Consider the following 20,013-nt stretch of genomic DNA (forward strand, 5'->3'; position numbering starts at 1 on the left):
TGAGACCTCCATTCCCATGTGATGTGCAACAGGCTTTAAAAGCTGATCCTGATGAGGTTCATCCATAGATTCTAGAGCCTGAAGAAGCCCGGTAGCGAATGACTGGGACTGTAGCTGTTGATTATATTCCAATTGAAGTTCATTGAGGCGAACGTTTACAAACGTTAAAGCACTCTGTACCAATGAGTTCACCCAGTAATAGCCAAATAAAGCCCTTTCGGACAAACCACCATTCTCTTCACCGAGCTCTAAGCTGTTAATCATCTCAATCACAGCATTGGTTCTGTCTATTGCGTCTAAGCAGTCCGTGAGCGTTGCCGGATTACTGGATTGACTGAAGAACGGATGGGGTGGCAAGGGGCTATTCGTTGCACCATTTTTGAGTGAGTTATTGTGTATTGTAAAACGGGCCTGAATGTTTCGGTCGGGCTAGTATTACTTCGTCTGTTATAGGGGAGGCTTTTGGGTCGTATTGTGGTAGGTGTTTAAATACATTTCTCTAGCTTTAAAGTCTTGCATCATTCCAGGGAAATCTGCATTGCAGTTAGGGCATACTGGCCTAACTGCTGGTTGAGTATTGTAAATTAGGCGATAAATTACCGCGGGCAACCATGGCTTCTCGTGCCGAACAAAACTGGGTTTAGATACATGCTTACACTGTAAACAAATGCTTAGGTTAAAAAATTCACCGGGTAACTCTATGTCCAGTAGAGTTAGGAATTGCTGCGCAATGCTTTTAAGGTAGGAAGGTAGGTTATCCTTTGTTAAACCTGTATTGTAGAAACCTACTTCCTCGCCGTAGTCACGAACATTTCGAATGTCTTCTGTTGCCCCATACCAAATTGAATAGAGGCCCGTGTAGTCAGATTTCTCGTACGTTATTTCGAGTAGCTCGGTACCACGAATTGCATCTATTTCACCTGAGATAATTTGAGTGCAAACTAGGCGGACATAATCGCCGATGCACTGTTCGTTCGAGGGAATGTTAAATTTCAGGTCATTTAGTGTTGCTAAAAAATATTTTTCAATCTCTTCAGTCAGAGGATCACGCTCATACCCCATGCTAGCTAGGATTTCAGCATTTTCAGAATTTGGGTTGCTGTACAATAAGGCTTCAGCCCAGTCCGTATAATCTTTAGTGGCCGCTTGGTTGAGCGCTCTGCGACCTAGTAAAAATTGTAGCTGTTTATCATCCATTTCAATCAGCCTATCAAAGCGATAGCATCCGCTTTGTGGTCAGGTGCTAAGTGGGCATAGCGTAATGTTGTATTCAAATCAGAGTGACCACACAGCTCTCGCACTGTATTCAGCGGTACCCCCTTCATCACTAGCTTAGATGCAAAGTCATGGCGCATATCATGCCAGCGAAAGCGGGTGATTTCAGCTAACTTTAGGATTGTTGCCCATGATTTGCGAACATTGTCTAATTTTCCGCCGTCATCGGCGGGGAATACTCGGCCACCGCGAGTAGGAGCCTGCTTTCTCCATTTATTCAATACATCTATAGCGGTCGGGCTAAGTGGAATATGTCGTGTCTTTTGGGATTTTGAGGTTTCTTCGGTAGGGCATGGTGATTGTAAAAATGACGCTACAAAGATGATTGCTTTGCAGTTACTGAGAGCTTCTTTATTCAATTGAGCTACTATCCCGCCAGAAAACGATTCGGCTAGCAGATAGTATGGCTCGCTTGGCAGTTGGTCGCTGATTATTGTTGCTAGGTGCTCATAGCTCTGGGGCCCGCTTTGTGGAAGTGCCATAACTGTAGGTTTTAGCTGTCTCAGTTGGCTTACAAATGAGTCGAATAGCTGCCCACTTCCATCCATCCCCGGTAGCAATATCAGTCTGTTAGTCATTTTTATGCTCGCCTAAAAGACTACTTTCCCTTGGAGAGCAATGACAACTGTTTAGTTGTGGTGAATCTTTCGCCTCTACTAAGGTGGTCAGATTCAGTAAGTCACTGCAATAATTATGTAAACTCATGAGAAGAGGCTTACAAGGGAATCAATATATAAATACAATATGGCCAGATATCCAAGCCCTAAAAAAGGCATAAGTACAGCGGAAATAATACTTAGTGGAGCCACTTCAAAATAGGCCAGCTCGCCAGAAATGGGGCTCACGCGAGCATTGTAGTATTCGCCTTTCGTGTATTTATTGTAAATTTCCCTTTGATAATCCAGCGAGGGGAATAGGTCAAAACTGCTTAATGTTGGAGTCTGGCTAGTAAAAGTCTTGCCTCTAAATTCGTACTCAAAGTGAACAATTGCTTCAATCAAACTTTCGCCTCGTGCACCGGTCTGATTGAGTAGTTTGCTATAAGTAACTTTAGCCGCAACCACTGGCCATGTGTTGATCTGCTTTTTGAGAAACTTATAAAATAAGACTGGTAATATACTCAGAATGACGAAAATTATTGAGATAGAAATAAATAAAACTTTGACGATGGGCACAAAAAATCCTTTTATTGATACGTTATTTTAATTGACCAAGGCAATAGCATCCACTTTGTAATTTGGTGCTAAAGGAGTATGGCGTGAGTTGGTGTTCAAATCAGCATGTCCACAGCGCTTATACCCTAATTAGCACCACAGTTTCTATCACCTGCTCTGCTGCAAAGTCGTGGCGTATATCATGCCATCGAAAGCGGATGATTACAGCTAAATTCAGACTTCTAATCAGGAATATGCACGCGTTCCCTACTAGTCGCCGCTGTAAGGTTAGAAACTCAACCTGAACGACATAGGCATGTGTTTTTCCAATTTTGCAGTGTTTCTTTAGCAGTAAAGTGTTCTAGATGCTGCTTTTATAGACAGAATGATAGGAGATTGCCGCCAAATCAGCCTCCACATAACAGGATAATTCGGACAATTCGCTGTACTGTAGGGACATTGGGCTTGTGAGCTTGGGATAATCGGGTAATTTGCCGGGTGGGAGGGCTGTATAGGGCGGCTCATCTATCCGCGCTCGCATCTACTGAAACGCTGAACTGAGGCCGTTGTTCGTAATGAAGAATCTTGTAAGCCACGATACGGTGGGTGAGCCCCTTCTGTCGCTTGACTCTATTTGCATTCCGCCCAGTTTGGTTGGCTCGCCGCTTCGTGTGCCCAGTTACCAGTTGATCCGGATTGTTGCTGGGGAGGGGGCTCTGCTGATTGATGAGCGGAAATTTGAGATATGCCCAGGGCGTATATTTTTGGTAACGCCGTGGCAGTTGTTGGAGTATTTGGACGTAAGCTCGGTTGAGGCGGTGCATACTGAATTTTCGGCCGATATGTTGTCGAAACTGTACGGCGATATATTGATCGAGAGAATTAAGATGTATAGCCCCGAGCACGCGGTGCAGTATGTCGATATCACTCAGGGTAAGGGCGATAAAGTCGATACCTTACAAGCACTATTAATGCAGGAGCTGGCCGATGAGGCTTCTCATCAAAGCACCCAAAGAGCGATGTTTTGTGCTTATCTCTGTGTGATCTCTGAAATGGTGGGCGGTGGCAAGCCCCGTAATCAGGATGCCTTTCGCGTCGAGAGCCTGATGGGGCTTATTTCCGACAATTATGCTGTCGATCACAGTGTTGAGTTTTACGCTGAAAAAATGAATTTGTCTTGCAAACAACTCAATCGTATTGCCAAAGACAACACGGGCTATACCGTCTCTCAGTTGATTCAAAATCATTTGATACTTGAAGCGAAGCGGCGAATTATGGCTGGAGACCATGGTGTTAAGTCCATCGCGATCAGTTTGGGTTTTGGCGACCCATCTTATTTTTCGCGGTTCTTTCGTCGGCACGTGGGTGTGTCTCCAAGGGAGTATCGGTCGCAGGCCTTAGGGAAAAGAAGTTAAAAGGAAGATTTGTACCAGACTAGGTGAGTTATGTCCCTTTTTCGTCGATAAACAACTCAATATGATGGCCCCTCTATTTTTGTCGTTCCGAAGTGTCAATAGAGGGTCATCATGGCTATCGATAAACCGAATAAAAATAATCATAGAAAATTCAGAAAAAACGCCTTATGCCTCGGCGTGTGTTTGGCGATGTCTTTGGAGTTGTCGGCGGCTTCCATCATGGAAGAAGTGGTCGTCACCGCGCAAAAGCGTGAGCAGGATGTGCAGGATGTGCCTATCGCAATTTCGGCTTTTAATGGTGAAACCCTTAAAGAGATGGGTGTCGAAAATGTGAGTGATATCGGTCGTTTTACGGCAGGTGTTGAAATGCACAACGATAATACGACTCAGCCTACCTACAATATTCGTGGTATTCAGACTTCAGATTTTACCGTGGGTTCAGACCCCGCTGTTGCTTTGTATATCGACGGTGTGTATGCGGGGCGCGGTGCCGGGTCTGAAATTCCACTTTCGGATGTGGAGCGTGTGGAAGTGCTAAAAGGGCCACAGGGTACTTTGTTCGGGCGTAATGCCACCGGGGGCGCCATTCATATCATCAGTAAGCGGCCGAGTGATCAGCTGGAAGGGAATATTACGGTCAGTGCCGGCAACTTTGGCAAGAAAGATATTGATGGGGTGTTGAATATCCCCTTAAGTGATGATGTGGCGTTTCGTGTGAGCACGTCGGTGAACCGCCGTGATGGCTACCTGAAAAATTTGTCTGGCCCGGATATTAATGGTGCAGACAATCAGTCCTATCGTGCGGCTTTGCTTTGGGATATTAGTGACAGTACCTCGGCGCTGTTTCGCGCGGAATACAGCAAAATGGATCAGAGCTCCGGGGGTATTTATACCACAACCAAAAGTGTCTATGGCGCCTCGACCGATGTCGCGTTCGATCCATTTGGTGATGTGACCAGCGATGTGTCTCCGAATGAGCGCCGCGAGTTATCGGGGGTTTCTTTAGAGCTGGATCATGAGTTTGAACATTTCTCCTTTAAATCCATTACCGCTTACCGGGCCATGAACGTTGATTTTATCAGCGATCAAGACGGCAGTGCCGACCCGATGCATCACTTTGTGTCGATCAATACCGATGATCAAGATAATTTCAGTCAGGAGTTTCGCTTTAGCGGTCAATCAGATCGTTTGTTTTGGACCGCGGGATTAACCTACAGCAAAGAGCATGTGGATCACACCACCGTTGCTGAGTTTAATTACGACACTCTGGAAAACTTTGCGATCTACAGCGGCTTGCTGGGAAATGTTGATGCATTTTCTGCCTTTGGTTTGGGGGCCGATGCTTTGGGTTTACATGCCGGTTCCAGTGATCAGGATATTGCCGAGGTGGTGAATCAGTTGCGGCAGGGCCTAAGCGGCCTGGGACTGAACGGCATTGCCCTGAGCAGTTTCGTGACCTCGCTTTATGCCGCACAAGCCGACCCTACAGGCAGTGGCAGTCCCTTTGGGGCGCTACAGGCGATTGCTTCTTCCGGTTTTTGCCCTGGCGGCCCCTACGATTCCATTGGAAGTGCGGCGGCAGTGGTGGGTATTAATGGCGCGGTAGGCTGTTCGGTGTTGCCGCAAATTCAGTCCCGCCTTGGCAGTAATTTGTGGCAGGAGTCGGTTCGCAATACCGGCGAATATCAGAGCTATGCGGTATACGGTGATATCACCTATGCCCTGACAGAGCAATTGAATCTGTCGGCGGGTTTGCGTTACACCTACGACGATAAAACCTTCACCATTCAAACCGCCTACGATCCGAACAATTACTTTTTCAGTTTGAGTGATGCTTTGGGCGGCGGCAGTCTGCCGATCGGTGTTGCGTTCTATAACAACGGCATTAACGGCAACGGTGAGATTCAGGCATTGGCAAATGACTGGGAAGCGGTTTCCGGGCGACTGGTTCTGGATTACATCATCAACGACAGTGCCATGTTGTATGCCAGTGTAGCGACGGGTTTCAAAGCCGGCGGCTTTAACAGTTTAAGTTTCGGCCCGGGCATTGAACCGACGTTCAGCCAAGAAGAAGTCATTAACTACGAAGTGGGCATGAAGGCCGACTTTTTCGATAACCGCCTTCGTGTCAACAGCGCCGCTTATTTCTACGACTATGACAACTTGCAAGAGTTGGCGTTGGTCGGATCGCCGATTCCAACGTACAACCTCCGTTCTGCGAAAGCCGAAGGGCAGGGCCTGGATTTGGAAGTGTTTTGGGCACCTACTGACAACCTGGTCATTGCCGGTAACTACAGTTATTTGGATACGGAGTACACCGAATACCCGGTTCTTTTCAGTGCTGGAGAAACAGAAGCAGACGACCGAACTGGCGAACCAAGAGCCATGACACCGGAGAACAAGGTAAACCTGATGATGGAATATCGTTGGAATCTGGCCGACTTGGGTGACTTAGTGGTTCGCGGTGACTACAACTGGACGGATGATCGTGTGGGCGGTTTGGCAGGCGAAAATGTGCCGGCGTATGAGCTGCTCAATGCTCGCGTGAGTTTTCTGGACGAGTCGGGCGCCTGGAGTGTGTCACTTTGGTCCAATAACCTGAGCGACGAAGATGTGCTGGGTGAATATTCCGGCCCAGCGAGCGCCATTGGGTCACACACTATTTGGCGCCTTCCTCCGCGCACCTTCGGCATCGATGTCAGCGTAAACTTTTAAGACTCTGGGGCAACCCTTGTGCTGGCTTCGGCCAGCTTTTTACTGAAATGAGCTATGATTAGACCTCTTGTATATACCCTCGTATTTCTCTTTCTGCCTGTCGCTGCGGTTTACTTTTATCTTCTATTCAGCGTCGAACGCTCATCCGGTTCTCTCCATCTTGATGGTGTCGATCAGACCGTGACGATTAACTTTGATGATCATGGGGTGCCTGATATCCAATCGGCTTCTCGCTCAGACAGCGCTTTCGCTTTGGGTTTTTTGCACGCACAGCACCGCCTGTTCCAAATGGACATCATGCGTAGAAATTCCGCTGGCGAATTGTCCCAGCTTATCGGAAAAAAAATGCTGCAACACGATCGAGCGGTACGGGTGCATCGCTTTCGAGCCCTGGCCAAACAACGGGTAAAAGAACTCCCGGAGCACTATCGCGCGATCCTCAAGAAATACACGCTGGGCGTCAATGCCGGAATCGCCGATTTAGCGGTAAAGCCTATTGAGTATCTGGTCTTACATTCGAGCCCTGAAGAATGGCAAGAAGAGGACAGTTTTTTGGTGATGTACTCCATGTACATCAGTCAGCAGGACGCGCAAGCAAACTACGAGCGGTCTGTGAGTCTCCTGAAAGAGGTGTTCCCTAAGGATGTGTCTCGTTTCCTGCATCCCGAGGGGGGGGAGTGGGATAGCCCATTGGACGGTGGCCCGATTGATAACGCCGCTTTGCCCACAACGAGCTTGGCGGACTTATCCATAGACAAGACTCTTATTAACGCCATCGGAGAGTTGGAGGTTGAGGTAAGTCGGGCATTGGGGGGCAGTAACAATTGGGCGGTCAGTGGGCGCCTAACCCCTCATGGTGGGGCTATGGTGGCCGACGATATGCATTTGGATCATTCCGTGCCGAATATTTGGTATCGAGCGTCTTGGCCTGTATCGCAAGATAGAACGGTCTCAGGAGCCACCTTACCCGGTTGGCCGGCGATGGTGGTTGGCAGCAACGGCGAGGTAGCTTGGGGGTTTACCAACTCTTTTGGGGATTGGGCCGATCTGGTGCTTGTTGACGAAGTGCCGGACGGTGAGTACTACCAGACGCCGACGGGGCCCAGGCCTTATGAGATCTACCGAGAATTAATTGAGGTCAAAGGCGAAGAGCCGGTCAGCCTGCGTGTGAAAAACACGATTTGGGGACCGGTGCTGGGCAACGATCATCGAGGCCGAAAGTTGGCCATGCGATGGGTCGCTCACGATGCCGAGGGCGCCAATATGAATTCGCTTGAATTCGAACGCGTCGAGTCAGTGGAAGCGATGTTGGAATTGCGGCAAAGCGTTGGAATGCCCGCGCAGAATCTGGTTTGTGGTGACCGCCAGGGGAATATTGCCTGGACCATAGCCGGGCCCATTCCAAAAAGAATCGGGCTTAGCGGTAAATACGCAGAAAGCTGGGCCTTGGGCGACAAAACCTGGCAGGGGTATCTGCAGGAAGAACACCCGTACATTTACAACCCGGAGTCGGGACGACTCTGGACAGCGAATTCACGGGTACTGAGCGGGGATGCCTGGGCGCTGTTGGGCAATGCGGGTTTGAAGTTGGGGGTTCGGCAAAAACGAATTGAGATGAAGTTGTTTGAGAAAGAAGCCTTTACTGAGTCCGATTTTCTTGCGCTTCAGCTGGATGACCGAAATCTGTTATTGGATCGCTGGCATCGTGTGGCGTTGGACAGTTTGGCGGAAATTCGAGATGACGATCTGCCGGGAAAAAGAGAAGACATTCTCAATGAGCTAGGCAAATGGCAGGGCAGAGCGAATGCGACATCGGTGTCCTATCGTCTGGTGAGAAATTTCAGAATCCAGTTTGCGAATCTGGCTTTGCAGCCCTTTGTTGCAAAGCTGAAAAGTGTGGACCCGAGTTTCGAATACAATGCGATTAAACGCCCAACGGAATACCCCATATGGCATCTGGCGGACAAAGAGCCCGGCCATTTGCTGAACCCAAAATTTACGAGTTGGGGCGAGCTTAAAGCGGCCGCTTTGAAAGACGCACTCCTAGCGATGGGGCGAGATGGTTCTCGTTTGTCTGAGCAGCGCTGGGGCAAACAGAACTCCGCAAACATTAAGCACCCCTTGATGAGCAAGCTCCCGATATTGGGGCGTTTCTATTCAATGCCGAAAGATGAATTGGAAGGCGACATTCATGTGCCCAGAGTGCAGAGCCCCACAGGGGGAGCATCACAACGCATGGTTGTTTCCCCTGGCAGAGAATCGGAAGCTCTATTCAGTATGCCGGGTGGCCAGAGCGCGAATCTGATCTCACCTTGGTTTAAAAAAGGCCACGCAGATTGGGTCGCCGGGAAGGGCGGGTATTTGGTTCCACGAAATATCGTATCGACAATTACGCTGCTGCCAACGCCTTAGCTTCAGTGGTTGAACCACGCTTGAAGCAATAGAGGAACTTCCAGTGTGTGAGTTGCATTGGACGTTCCTTTATTGAGGTTTTAGCGTTTCAACCAGCGCATCAAAATACTCGCGTTCAGCAGCATAATCACGCCGTATATTGTCGGTACGATGGCCAGGTTCCAATCATTTAATACGGACAAGCTCAAGAAGGTAGCCATTGTGGCGTTTTGTACACCAACTTCAACCGCGAGGGTAAATTGTTCGCCTTTATTGAGTTGGAACAGCAGCGCGAGGCCGAGCCCCATGGCCATGGCAAGCAGGTTCAGAAGGTAAGCTACGGGGCCGGCTTGGCGGAGGTTGTCGAGCACCAAATCAAGACTAACGAAAACCGAGAAACCAATCACCAGCACCAGCACCAGCATGGAAGTAGGGCGCAGGTAGCCCACCAGTTTTTCAGCCAGTTGGGTGTTGAAATGCCTGAGGATCATACCCAGTGCGATAGGAATGATGGCCATCTGAAGGAGCTTCTTGACGGTCATGACTACATCGAGTTGCGGGGCGTCACCTTCTGGGTAGAAGTGGTGAATACCGAAGCCGATAATTAATGGTGTGCTGATGATCGTCAGCAAGCTGGAGCAAGCCGTGAGTGTCACCGAGAGTGCGACATCGCCTCGGGCAGCAAAGACTAAGGCGTTGGAGGTGACGCCTCCCGGACAGGCGGCGAGAATCAATAAACCCACTGCCATGGCCGCAGGCAGTTGAAAAACACTGACCAGCAAAAAGGCCAGAGCGGGCAGTAGAATCAATTGACCACATAAGCCAATGCCTGCGGATTTCGGGCGTGCCAACAGGCGCCCAAAGTCGGCAATCTGGAGGGACAGCCCCAAGCTGAACATGATGGCCATCAGGCCCAGAGGAATGACCTGAGTGTTAAAGATCGAAATTAATTCATCGCTCATAGTTTAATCCAAAAAACAGTATGCCTTTTGCCCGCGAGTCATTATAGGCAAGAGACATACCGAAGAGGAGAGAAACAGGGTGTTGCGCCGCCAGCGTGTGTTGAACGGCTGACGGACTGTTGTTTCTACGGTTTAGGGTTTTTCTTAACCGTCTTCATCGGGTATCCCGGATTCACCCAGTACAAAATCCTTGCGGTAATACGGGCTGCCGCGTTTTACGGTCAATACTACGGAACGCAAATGCTCGGAACCATCCAGAGGGTTTTGCTCGAAGAAGCTGATATTGGCTTGCTTGCCGGCTTCAAGGGTACCGATTTTATTTTCCAGCCCGATACTGAAAGCGCCATTAATGGTGGCGGCTTTGATGACATCCATCATCGGTATACCCACTTTTTCGTTGAGCAGACGCAGTTCATCGTAGAGGGCAGGGTAGCGGTCTTTATTGCCTGTCGAGCCATCGGTACCGGTAGAAATCTTGACGCCGGCTTTGTAGGCTCTACGTACCAGGTCAACGGCATCCTCGAATCCGCATTGGGCGCGGATGCCCTTTTTCTTGGTGGAGGCCTTGCCTTTGGCGTTCGGGTTTTTGTTCATTTCCCGAGCCATTTTTTCTCTCTGGGCTTTCAATTTTTCAGCGTTGTTGGCTACCCACTCTTCTACACGTAAGGTTGGATCGAACACAGTATTGTGCGTTTTCATTTCCTCAAACACCGCATCGATTTTTGCGCTCTTCAAATCGACGGGCACTCGGCCGTTCAGTTCACCCGATTCGGCTTTGGCGAGTTGCTCCTCCGTAAAGGCCGCCGCGGCCATATCGCAGGCATGGGACATGGAATGCACTCGAGCTTTGGCGACGGCCATGGGGCGTGCTGGGCCGACGTGGGCGTGGGACCAGACGGGAATACCTTGTTTACGGGCTTCGTCGCCAATGCGTTTCATGGCTTTGTCGTTGAGCTTGGCATAGGTTTTGATTGCGCTGGCCCAAGTACCTCGGGACAGGGCGACGGCAGTTTTCATATCCGTGTTTTCGTCGACAGCCTGCATCCAGGAAATTTTTCCGGGGACTTCGCCCAGGCCGGAAGACACGGTGCGAGGATCACTGAAAAATTCCGGGCCCGCCATCAGGGCGACGTATTTTAAATCGGGTGCAGGAATTTCTTTGACCAGCGCCGCACGGCTGAGATCGGCCAGTGCTCGGGAGTCTCCAGCGAGGTCACGGGCAGTAGTAATACCGCCATAGAGTTGGCGGTTCAAAATAAATTCGGCGTATTGTCGATTGGGCTGAGTGGCCACGTGGGTATGGGTTTCAATCAAGCCTGGAGTTGCGTACCAAGACTGCGCGTCCACTATTGTGGCATTGGGGTAGCTGTCCTGCTTAAGTTGAGACATCGGCAAAAGGGCGCGGATGGTTTCGCCGTTGACGACGATGGCCATATTCTTTTGCAGATCGTCGCTGATGCTGTCGATGACGTTAACGTTTTGATAAATCGTGGTATCAGACTTCGCCTTATCTGCGGGCATTGTCGCTTCGGTGGCGCTAGCCAGTTGAGCGATCAGTAGGCTGATGGAAAATGTGAGCAGTGTTTTTTTCATTCTGATGTTCTCTTGCTGTGGGGCTTATGCGCCCCAGACTTCTTTTTTCAAACGCAGGAAGTTCCCACCCAGGATTTTTTCAATTCGACTGGAAGAATGCCCTCGGCTGTACAACATGTCGGCCAGTTTTTGAAACTGCTCCGGGCCCTGTAAATCGGGAATAAAGGGCACAACGCCTTTTTTCTCGCCTTTGGCTGAAATGCCGGCCTTCTGGCGACGCTCGATTTCGGCATCAATAGCGGTGTGGTAGGCCGCCATATCGTCGATACGCGTTGTGCCACCATCGGTGCCGATACCAACATGGTCTTCACCGCAGACCTTAATCGCATGTTCAATGTGGCTCACAACATCGAGAGCATTAGGGAAGCTGTCTTCTTTTAGAAACGGCATGAAATAAATGCCGACGCAGCCACCTTTATCGGCGAGTCGCTTCAATTCCTGATCGGTTTTATTGCGTGGTAGATTAGACAGCGCACGACAACCGGTATGGGTAATGGCGATGGGGCTCTGGGATGCTCGAATGGCGTCCAGGCAGGTTTTTTCACCGCTGTGGCTTAAGTCGACCAAGGTGCGACTTGCGTTCAGTCGTTCCAGTACTTCGTGCCCAAACGGTGTCAGGCCGCCGTTATCAGGCGCCATGGAGCCACTGCCAATTTGATTGGCCACGTTATAGGTAAGCTGGATGACTTTGACGCCCAGACCCGCAAAAATATCGACGCGCTCGGCGTTATCGCCCATCATCGCTGCGTTTTGGAAACCCAGAATAATACCCACACGCCCACTTTTTTTGGCCTGCAGAATATCCGCGACGGATTCAACTTTTAGCAGGTCATTCGGATATTGCTGAATGACCTGATTCCAATGAGCAATGTCTTTAACACTGTGCTCAAACGGGTCCATCGGCCCGGCAACGTAGCCGATGGTGAGGTTGACCGCAGTGGTGCCTGAATTATGCATATCGTTCAGGGCACGTTCGTCCAGTGAGCGCAAACGACTGCGCACCGGGTCTTTGGATTGGTGTTTGGCATCGGCCTTCAACCAGCTGTTGGGATTGTCGATGCCGCCCAGATTGTTAATCACAATGCTTTGTTTTAAATTCGGCCAGGGCTTATCTTGGGCCAGGGCGGAACTGTTGAACAAAGCACTCGCGGTACTGGCGGCTGCAGAATATTTCAGTAAATCTCGACGTGTAATGCTCATAATCAAAACCTTAGAAATGGAATTCCAGATTGACGCCGATGGCGCGAGGTTGGGTGGTGAGAATGCGATCCGGAATACCTGGGCGCGCTTCGACCGTCCAGTTTACGGGTTTGCGTTCGTCAAATAGATTGTTGACGTAGAGTGAAGCCGACCAGTTTTCGGTGTCCAAACCGAAACGCGCGACGGCCAAGACATAGTCACCGGTTCTGCGGGCACTGGGGTCACGGAAGGAAAACGTGGTGAGGGCCTTGCCGGTGTAGGATGTGCTGAAGTTCACGAAAGCTTGATGACCGGCCAGCTCGAACCGTTGTTCCAGAATCAGGCCTGCGGAAACCGGCGAAGTATTGGGCAAATCATCACCGTCTCTGCCAGCGGTGTTATCACCGTTATCAAACTGAATGGTGTTTTCATCCAGCTGTTGCTCAGAATAGTTAAAGTTCACACTGGCGCTAAAGCCGGGGAGGGCATCCGGGGTGATACGGGTTTCCAGTTCGATACCTTTCAGGCTGGCTTTGCCTGCGTTATCGGTGTAGCCAAAAGCCTGGTTTTGATCCAGCAGGCCGACTTGAATATCGTCCCACTGCATATAATAAACGGCGCCGTTGACCGTTAACTGCTTTTCCAGAAACTGGGTTTTCCAGCCCAGCTCCAGGTTCTTCACGAAATCCGGATCGAAAGACGCCGGCGCCGGATTGCCTCCGCTGGTCAACAGATTGATATTGTTCGCCCCCCCTTCGCGGAAGCCTTCGGAGAACACAAGGTAAGCGAGGGCGTCTTCGTTAATGTCGTAGGAAGCTTGCAGTTTGAAAATAGTGTCGTCGGATTCAGAATGCAGTGGGTCGGCCAATCCGGACGGTGGCCCAAAGGGGGTGAGCAATTCATTGGCCTGGGAATCGGTCGTGATTTTAAAACTGCGAAAGCCCGCCAGTAATTCCAGTTGCTCAGTGGCTTGGTAAGTCAGCTCACCGAATATGGCTTTGTTACTGAATTCTGCGTCTGTTCGAGTATCGAAAAACTTGGTTTGTTCCGCGACGATATTGCCCGTGTCATCATCCACAAAGAAACCGGCGGATATACTGTCGGCCTGACGCTGCTGGTAAAAGGCACCCACAATGTATTGGATATCACCGTCCAGATTCGATGCCAGGCGAATTTCACTGCTCTGCAATTGTGTGTCGCGGGTTTGGAAGACTCCGCCGGAACCCGGCACAAACTGAGAGACATCAAAGGCGTAAAGCGCATCGCGATTGTAGTCGCTGTGGGTGAGCGTCAAGGTGGCCGAATCGAAACGGTGTTCCAGTGTCACGTTGGCCATATTCAGCTTATCAGTAAACGGGGTTTTTACGCTGCCACTGCGGGAGTCGCTCGCAAGGGTGACTTGAGGACGATCGCCGACTTCCATATTCTGGTACCAGACCGAAGCATCCAGTTTGGTTTTGTCGCTGATTTGCCAACTGGCCATCAGGCGGCCACCACGGGTTTCCTCAGTGTCAGTGCCGCGCTGATTCAGATCAGGAAGGTTGGCGTAGCCGTCACTATCGCGATAAAAGACCACACCGCGCAAGGCGAGCGTGTCTTCAATAAGCGGCGCATTGATCATAGCGTTGAGCTGGTACACCTCACCGCCACTGCGGGAGCGGGTGGCGGCGTCCATTTGCACGCTGCCTTCTACTTGGTCGAAATTGGGCTTATTGGTGATATAGCGAATCGTTCCGCCCTGTGAGCCGCCGCCGTACAGAGTGCCTTGGGGGCCACGCAAAACTTCCACGCGTTCCAGATCGTACAGTTGCAAATCCGTCTGGCGCACGTTGGTGCCACCGGAACCGGAAGCGGGAATTTCATCAAAGTAAGTGCCTACCTGTGCCGCACCAGTACTGGAAGCGAGACCGCGGATAATAATTTGCTGATTACCGGGGCCATTATCAATCGAACTCAAGCCGGCGATGTGTTTGGCGAAATCACGGAAGCCATTCGCACCAATTTTCTTGAGGGAATCGGAACCCAGGGCGGAGATATTGGTGGCCATATCCTGAATGTTACTGGCTCCGCGCTTTGAAGCGGTGACCACCACCTCTTCAATCTCGGCGTGACTGGATTGTCCGAAACTGATAGCGGCGCACAAAGGGGCCAGATACATCAGCTTAGCGTTGGGTGTCTGTTTGCGTAGCGTATTACCAGGGAGTTTATTATTCATGATCAACTCTGCTCATTTATTATTTTAAGGTGTTAATTCGGACTGACTCAGAGTTTTGAACGCAGAGCGTGGGTAAGCTGTGCCGGATTTCACGGTCAGCTCAACTGTGCGCAGGTGTTCAATGTTCTGCAGTGGGTCCTTGGTGGTGAACATCAGGTTGGCTTTTTTACCAACCTCGATGCTGCCAAACTCTTTTTCTTTGCCCAGCACCTTGGCGCCATTCAGCGTGGCAGCACGGATCAGTTGGGCGTTGGGAATCTGTGTTTTGCTGGCCAGGGTTTCCAGTTCTTTGAACAGGGCCGGGAATGGCTCGCTGGCGGCGGTCATGCCGTCGGTGCCGGTGGAAATCTCAACGCCCTGCTCATAGGCAACTTGCGTTAGGCGTGCCGCAAAATCGACGGGGCATTTCACAGGAATGGTTTTGGCCGCCGGGTTTTCACGGCGCATTCTGGCTAATTCCTCATAGAGCCAAACGGTGGCATCCAGTTGAATGTTTTTCTCAGCCATCTTTTTAAAGATGGCCACAATTGTGGGGTGGGCCGGATTCAATGTGGCGTAATCGGGTACTACTTTATGGTGATACTGCTTTGGTTTTTGTTTGGAAATTTCAAACGTCAAGCGGCATACATGGGATATAACATCGACATCGGCCGTGACGACTTCATTGGGCAGCGCAGGGAACACCATACTGTGTGCCCAAACCTGGATGCCTTGCTTTTTCGCTTCGGCGGCAATGCGCTCGACTTCTCTGGTTTCAAGGTTGGCGTAAATCTTGATCCCCGTCGCCCAACTGCCTTTGGCCAGGGCGACGGCCTCGATCATATCGCTGTCTTCAGTGATGGCCTGCATCCAGGGCACTTGGCCTGGCGTCTCTCCTCGTGCGGACATACCGGGACGAGGGTCGGAGAAGAAACTTGGGCCGGCCATCAGGGCGGAGTAATAGAGGTCGGGCGCAGGTATTTCCTGCAGGCGCGAGCGACGTGCCAGATTGGCGAGGGCGCGGCCGTCACCGGCCATATCGCGAACAGAGGTTACACCACTGTAAATTTGCCGGCGGAGCAGCGCTTTGGCGGCTTTGTCGTTGGGCAATGTTGCCATATGCACATGGGTGTCGATCAAGCCAGGCAGGGCATACCAACTGCTGGCGTCAATGTGTTGAATGTTTTTATCCAGCTTGGGCAGTTGATCACTGGCATAGATTCCGGTGATGCGGTCGCCCTCAACCAGAATGGATTTATTCAATTGCGCTGCTGAACCGCTGCCATCAATTAAAGTGGTGTTGTGGTAGAGCGTCGCGCTAGGGGTTTCCGGTTCTATCGGACCTGCAGTTTGGGCCTGATCAGAAAGGTTGCTACAGGCCGCCAAAAAACAAGCACTTGTGATCAAACTGGTGATGGTGATTTTTTTCATGGCTTGCTCCTACAAAAAGTCCACTGATGTGCCCAGGCTTTTTTCGACCGCCTGTTGATAGAGGTAATGGGCCAGGGCGAGGTCTTGCGCGGCAACACCCAGGGAGCGGTATACCGTGATGTCGGATTCTTTGTGGCGTCCTTCGATTTCGCCATTAATCAGTTGGCCAATTTCGCCCTGCACATAATCTTCACCAATCAAGCGTTGTTCGCGTGCGTGTATGAGTTCGCCGGCCTGGTGATTGGCGGATTCGAGATAATCCACAAAATAACGGCAGTGCAGCAGTGCCTGGCAATCCAGTTCCTGGTGTTCCTTGATGCTGGAACCCACGACATTCAAGTGCATACCCGCTTCCAGCATGGGTTCAAAGACGATGGGGTGTTGCGCCGCGCTCACGGTGCAGACAATGTCGGCACCTTGCAGGCATTCGTCGACGCGATGATGGGCAAAGATCGGTGGCCATCTGTCGGCCGGGAACTGAGCGATGAAATCGTCTGCTTTTTCCGGGTTGCGAAACCAGACGTGAATAGAATCGAGATCCCTGACCTCATCGATAGCGTGAATATGGGAGATGGCTTGTTCACCTGAACCGATCACGGCCAGGCGGCTGGCATTTTTTCGGGCCAAAAAATCTGTGGCCATGGCGCTGGCGGCGGCTGTGCGCATGGCGGTAATTTCGCCGGCATCGATCAGGGCCAACGGTTTACCGTGTTCGGCTTCAAACAACATCATGCAACCGAGGTGTGAGGAGTTTATGCCACCACGATTGGCTTGCATCATATTGACGACCTTCAGCCCGAAACATTCCGGCTCAGCCAGATAGCCGGGCATCATACCCATCAAGTCCTGATTGGGCATTTGTAATCCCCAGCGCAGAGGCAAACGCGTTTTGCCCTGACTGACTTGCACCATGGCCTGGCGCATAATCTCGATACAACTGGCCACGTCGATCAGCTGGTGAATATCCTGTCGATTGATAACAAGCATGAACTCTTCCACTCATTGATAATGGGGAAGATGGTAGTGAGGAGAGGCTAAAAGCGTCCAATACTGTATTTGTATTGGATTGATACGTAAAACGTATCAATCGCGGGGTTTGTTAAGGATTGAGATAAAACTGACTGGAAAATGAAGGACTTAAATCATTGTCTATGAGAAATAACGGCGCAGTGCCTGCAAGCTTTTTGATTGATTGTCGGCGCTGCTGATCAGATGCACATCGACATAGGCGGTTTGACTCAGAGGCACAAAGGCGACTTCATTGGCCCAGGAGTTTTGAGTGCAACTGGGCACCAAGGCAATGCCCACGCCCGTGGCGACATAGGCTAGCAGCACATCGGTCTGTTCAGACATGGCGACAATGTTTGGGCTGAAACCGGCCTGTTCACATTGGCTGACCACTTTGTCGTAGTTGGAAGGGAACAGATGCCGTTGCAGAGTGACAAAGTTTTCGCTTTTTAAGTCAGCGATGTCGATGCTTTCACGTGTGGCTAAGGGGTGATTGGGCTGCATGGCTACACAGAGCTTTTCATGCACCACCAAATCAAAATCCACATGGTGGCTGGCAAAGCGATCGGACATGGGTTGTACGGATAAATCGACAAAACCTGCGTCGATTTTGCCATCCAGCAGAGCCTCATATTGCTCATCCGAGCGCATGATGACGAAGTCCAGTTTCACCATGGGGTAATCTTCACGAAAGCGCCGGACATTGGCAATAATCTCTCGCAGGATTGTCGAGCCCATATAGCCGATCACCAGCGTGTCCATTTCACCCAGGGCAGACTTTCGCACTTCGGTGGTCGCTTTTTCCACCTGGTGCAGAATGCTTTCAGCACGCTTTCGAAAAATCTCGCCTTCGGTTGTTAAGCTGACTTTGCGATTGCTCCGGTCGAACAAGCTTACCCCAAGCTCTTCTTCCAGATTATGAATCTGTTGAGTGAGCGGCGGTTGAGAAATGTTCAAGCGCACGGCCGCACGACCAAAATGCAGCTCTTGGGCAACGGCGACAAAATAGCGAAGGTGACGTAATTCCATGGGTGAAACGAGTCTGGTTTCGGGACGGTTAGCTTATCACTAAAATCGGGGGCGGGGTCAAATGGGTGAAAATCAAACCCCGTTGGGCGTTTCCTGGCGTGGGGCATCGGCGGGTAATCATTCGTAATGTTTGTTGTGCCGGATTTTCGTAAAATTCGTTCCCGTAGATCAGAGAAAAGCAATAAGGGCAGGGGTGTCCTCGGTCAGGGATGACCAATTCGGCCGTTGTAACAGGCGGCCCAGTTTTTCCAATGGACTCATAGATATAGACCTCTCAGCTCTCACGCCCTGAGATCTTAACGTCTAAACTTAACTCCTTATCTTAATTTCTAACCTTAACCCTTAACTTTAATCCCGTGAGCGTTCTGTTCTTCGGTGTTGAGGTGCTCCTGCTGGCCCCAAGACAAGGTGGCGATAAAGTGCTCATCTCGATTGTTAATCCGCAAGTCCCACCCCACTTTGTCGCAAATACGTTTGCTCAGTTTCAGTCCCAAGCCAAAGCCGCCACTTCCATGTCCGGATTCCTGATCTTTGATCGAATTGATGACAGTAACAGAGCAGGCGTCGGACCGTATGCTGATTGTGCCACCACAGCTGTGTTCAAAAGCGTTGCGCAGTAGATTACCAAGTGCCATCTGGAGCAGAGGTTGCTGGATAATGATGTCGCCTTCATAGAGCTGGATATCCAATTCAATGGCCTTTTCCTCTTTTAGAAAGCTCAGCTCATTAATCAGGGGTTCAATCAGCGTTTTCACACTCAGCGTCTGGCGCTCCAGTGGACTGCTGGAATCCCGGGCAAGCCAGAGCAGGGAGCCGACCAATAAACTCATTCGCTCGCTGGCACGAAGCGCGCGTCCCACAAAGCGGCCGGCGTTTCCATCGACGGTGGTTTTTAGGACTTCCAGGCTCGATTGCATAATGAACAGAGGTGAGCGAAGTTCATGGCTGGCTTGCTTTAGGAACATGGTTTCACGGTCATAATATTTTTTCTCGGAAGCCAAACCCAACAGGAGTTTTTCGGCGATATCGTTCAGTTCGATGATATTAAATCGATGTTGGCGCGTGTCTTCAGTCGACGAAGACAGCGATTGAGCCCAATCGCTCAGTTCCCGAAGGGGTTTAGTGGTTCTGAAATAAATCCAGGATATCAGCAGCCACACAATCAGTAGAAAGACGATGGAGATGAGGGTTGAGTTGATGATTAAGTCGTTGGTGATTCTGTAGACCAAATCATCGTAGACCTGTTTTGAGTAAGTGCTGACCAGATATACCTCACCAATGCTCGCTTCAAAACTGTATTGGACACTGTAGATCAACGGGTGGCCTTGTTCGTTGCTATGGGTCTCGGTGACCAGGACTTCTTGAGGTTGAGCACTGAGTTCCGATTTGCTGTACTCATTTTTAATCACGTTGGGCAATGCCGCCCAATCGCGATAGACCTTCAGGTTTGAACCGTAAGAGTGTTCTTCGCCAGACTTCAGCTGGCGAAGAACACTGTCATGCTCCAGACGGGCGAGGGTCGATACGGTAGCATCCACGGAAGTGTTAAGAATGATCAGGGCAAACAGGAAGACCGCGGCAAAAGAGGCCAAGCCTAAGCCGATAATATGGCGGATGATGATATTGGAGAGCTTTTGAGCCTGACGGGTGTGAGGAGTGCGTGTCAT

At 50.5% G+C, this 20,013-nt stretch carries 15 protein-coding genes; 3 read left to right on the top strand and 12 right to left on the bottom strand.

What is annotated here, in order from left to right; genetic code table 11:
* The 4 genes from ABWW03_RS06405 to ABWW03_RS06420 all read right to left on the bottom strand — a co-directional run.
* On the bottom strand, positions 1-273 hold a 273-nt coding region (locus ABWW03_RS06405; protein WP_353407141.1), incomplete at its 3' end, for a hypothetical protein.
* 174 nt (positions 274-447) lie between these two features.
* A complete protein-coding gene (locus ABWW03_RS06410) occupies positions 448-1,197 on the bottom strand; it encodes a hypothetical protein (protein WP_353407142.1) in 750 nt (249 codons plus the stop codon).
* Between the two features lie 5 nt (positions 1,198-1,202).
* The gene (locus ABWW03_RS06415; RefSeq protein ID WP_353407143.1) at positions 1,203-1,853 is read right to left on the bottom strand and encodes a tyrosine-type recombinase/integrase; all 651 of its coding nucleotides are present in this window, start codon (positions 1,851-1,853) and stop codon (positions 1,203-1,205) included.
* Between the two features lie 123 nt (positions 1,854-1,976).
* Positions 1,977-2,450 carry a hypothetical protein gene (locus tag ABWW03_RS06420; protein WP_353407145.1) on the bottom strand — a complete coding sequence of 158 codons (474 nt, stop codon included), beginning with the start codon at positions 2,448-2,450 and terminating at the stop codon, positions 1,977-1,979.
* A 554-nt stretch (positions 2,451-3,004) separates the two neighbouring features.
* On the opposite strand from ABWW03_RS06420, the gene ABWW03_RS06425 reads away from it, so the two are divergent.
* The 3 genes from ABWW03_RS06425 (at position 3,005) to ABWW03_RS06435 (ending at position 8,971) form a co-directional block, all read left to right on the top strand.
* Entirely contained in the window at positions 3,005-3,844 is an 840-nt protein-coding gene (locus ABWW03_RS06425) for an AraC family transcriptional regulator (RefSeq protein ID WP_353407146.1), read from the top strand.
* A 111-nt stretch (positions 3,845-3,955) separates the two neighbouring features.
* Positions 3,956-6,559: a TonB-dependent receptor gene (locus ABWW03_RS06430; RefSeq protein WP_353407148.1), complete on the top strand. Its 2,604-nt coding sequence runs from the start codon at positions 3,956-3,958 to the stop codon at positions 6,557-6,559.
* Positions 6,560-6,613: 54 nt separating this feature from the next.
* Positions 6,614-8,971: a penicillin acylase family protein gene (locus ABWW03_RS06435; RefSeq protein ID WP_353407149.1), complete on the top strand. Its 2,358-nt coding sequence runs from the start codon at positions 6,614-6,616 to the stop codon at positions 8,969-8,971.
* Positions 8,972-9,051: 80 nt separating this feature from the next.
* Here ABWW03_RS06435 and ABWW03_RS06440 read toward each other — a convergent pair whose 3' ends face one another.
* The 8 genes from ABWW03_RS06440 to ABWW03_RS06475 all read right to left on the bottom strand — a co-directional run bounded on the left by ABWW03_RS06440 (position 9,052) and on the right by ABWW03_RS06475 (position 20,013).
* On the bottom strand, positions 9,052-9,912 hold the full coding sequence (locus ABWW03_RS06440; RefSeq protein ID WP_353407150.1) for a bile acid:sodium symporter family protein: 861 nt from the start codon (positions 9,910-9,912) through the stop codon (positions 9,052-9,054).
* 144 nt (positions 9,913-10,056) lie between these two features.
* Complete coding sequence (locus tag ABWW03_RS06445) at positions 10,057-11,505, bottom strand: amidohydrolase family protein (protein ID WP_353407152.1); 1,449 nt, start codon at positions 11,503-11,505, stop codon at positions 10,057-10,059.
* A 24-nt stretch (positions 11,506-11,529) separates the two neighbouring features.
* Entirely contained in the window at positions 11,530-12,705 is a 1,176-nt protein-coding gene (locus ABWW03_RS06450; protein ID WP_353407154.1) for a dipeptidase, read from the bottom strand.
* A 10-nt stretch (positions 12,706-12,715) separates the two neighbouring features.
* Entirely contained in the window at positions 12,716-14,899 is a 2,184-nt protein-coding gene (locus ABWW03_RS06455; RefSeq protein WP_353407155.1) for a TonB-dependent receptor, read from the bottom strand.
* Positions 14,900-14,923: 24 nt separating this feature from the next.
* A complete protein-coding gene (locus ABWW03_RS06460) occupies positions 14,924-16,309 on the bottom strand; it encodes an amidohydrolase family protein (RefSeq protein WP_353407156.1) in 1,386 nt (461 codons plus the stop codon).
* A gap of 9 nt (positions 16,310-16,318) precedes the next feature.
* On the bottom strand, positions 16,319-17,296 hold the full coding sequence (locus ABWW03_RS06465; RefSeq protein WP_353407157.1) for an ornithine cyclodeaminase family protein: 978 nt from the start codon (positions 17,294-17,296) through the stop codon (positions 16,319-16,321).
* Between the two features lie 162 nt (positions 17,297-17,458).
* A complete protein-coding gene (locus ABWW03_RS06470; protein WP_353407158.1) occupies positions 17,459-18,346 on the bottom strand; it encodes a LysR substrate-binding domain-containing protein in 888 nt (295 codons plus the stop codon).
* A 335-nt stretch (positions 18,347-18,681) separates the two neighbouring features.
* Positions 18,682-20,013 (bottom strand): sensor histidine kinase, encoded by a 1,332-nt coding sequence (locus ABWW03_RS06475; protein ID WP_353407159.1) that lies wholly within the window; start codon positions 20,011-20,013, stop codon positions 18,682-18,684.

The organism is Pseudoteredinibacter isoporae, assembly GCF_040372805.1.
Classification (GTDB): Bacteria; Pseudomonadota; Gammaproteobacteria; order Pseudomonadales; family Cellvibrionaceae; genus Pseudoteredinibacter; species Pseudoteredinibacter isoporae_A.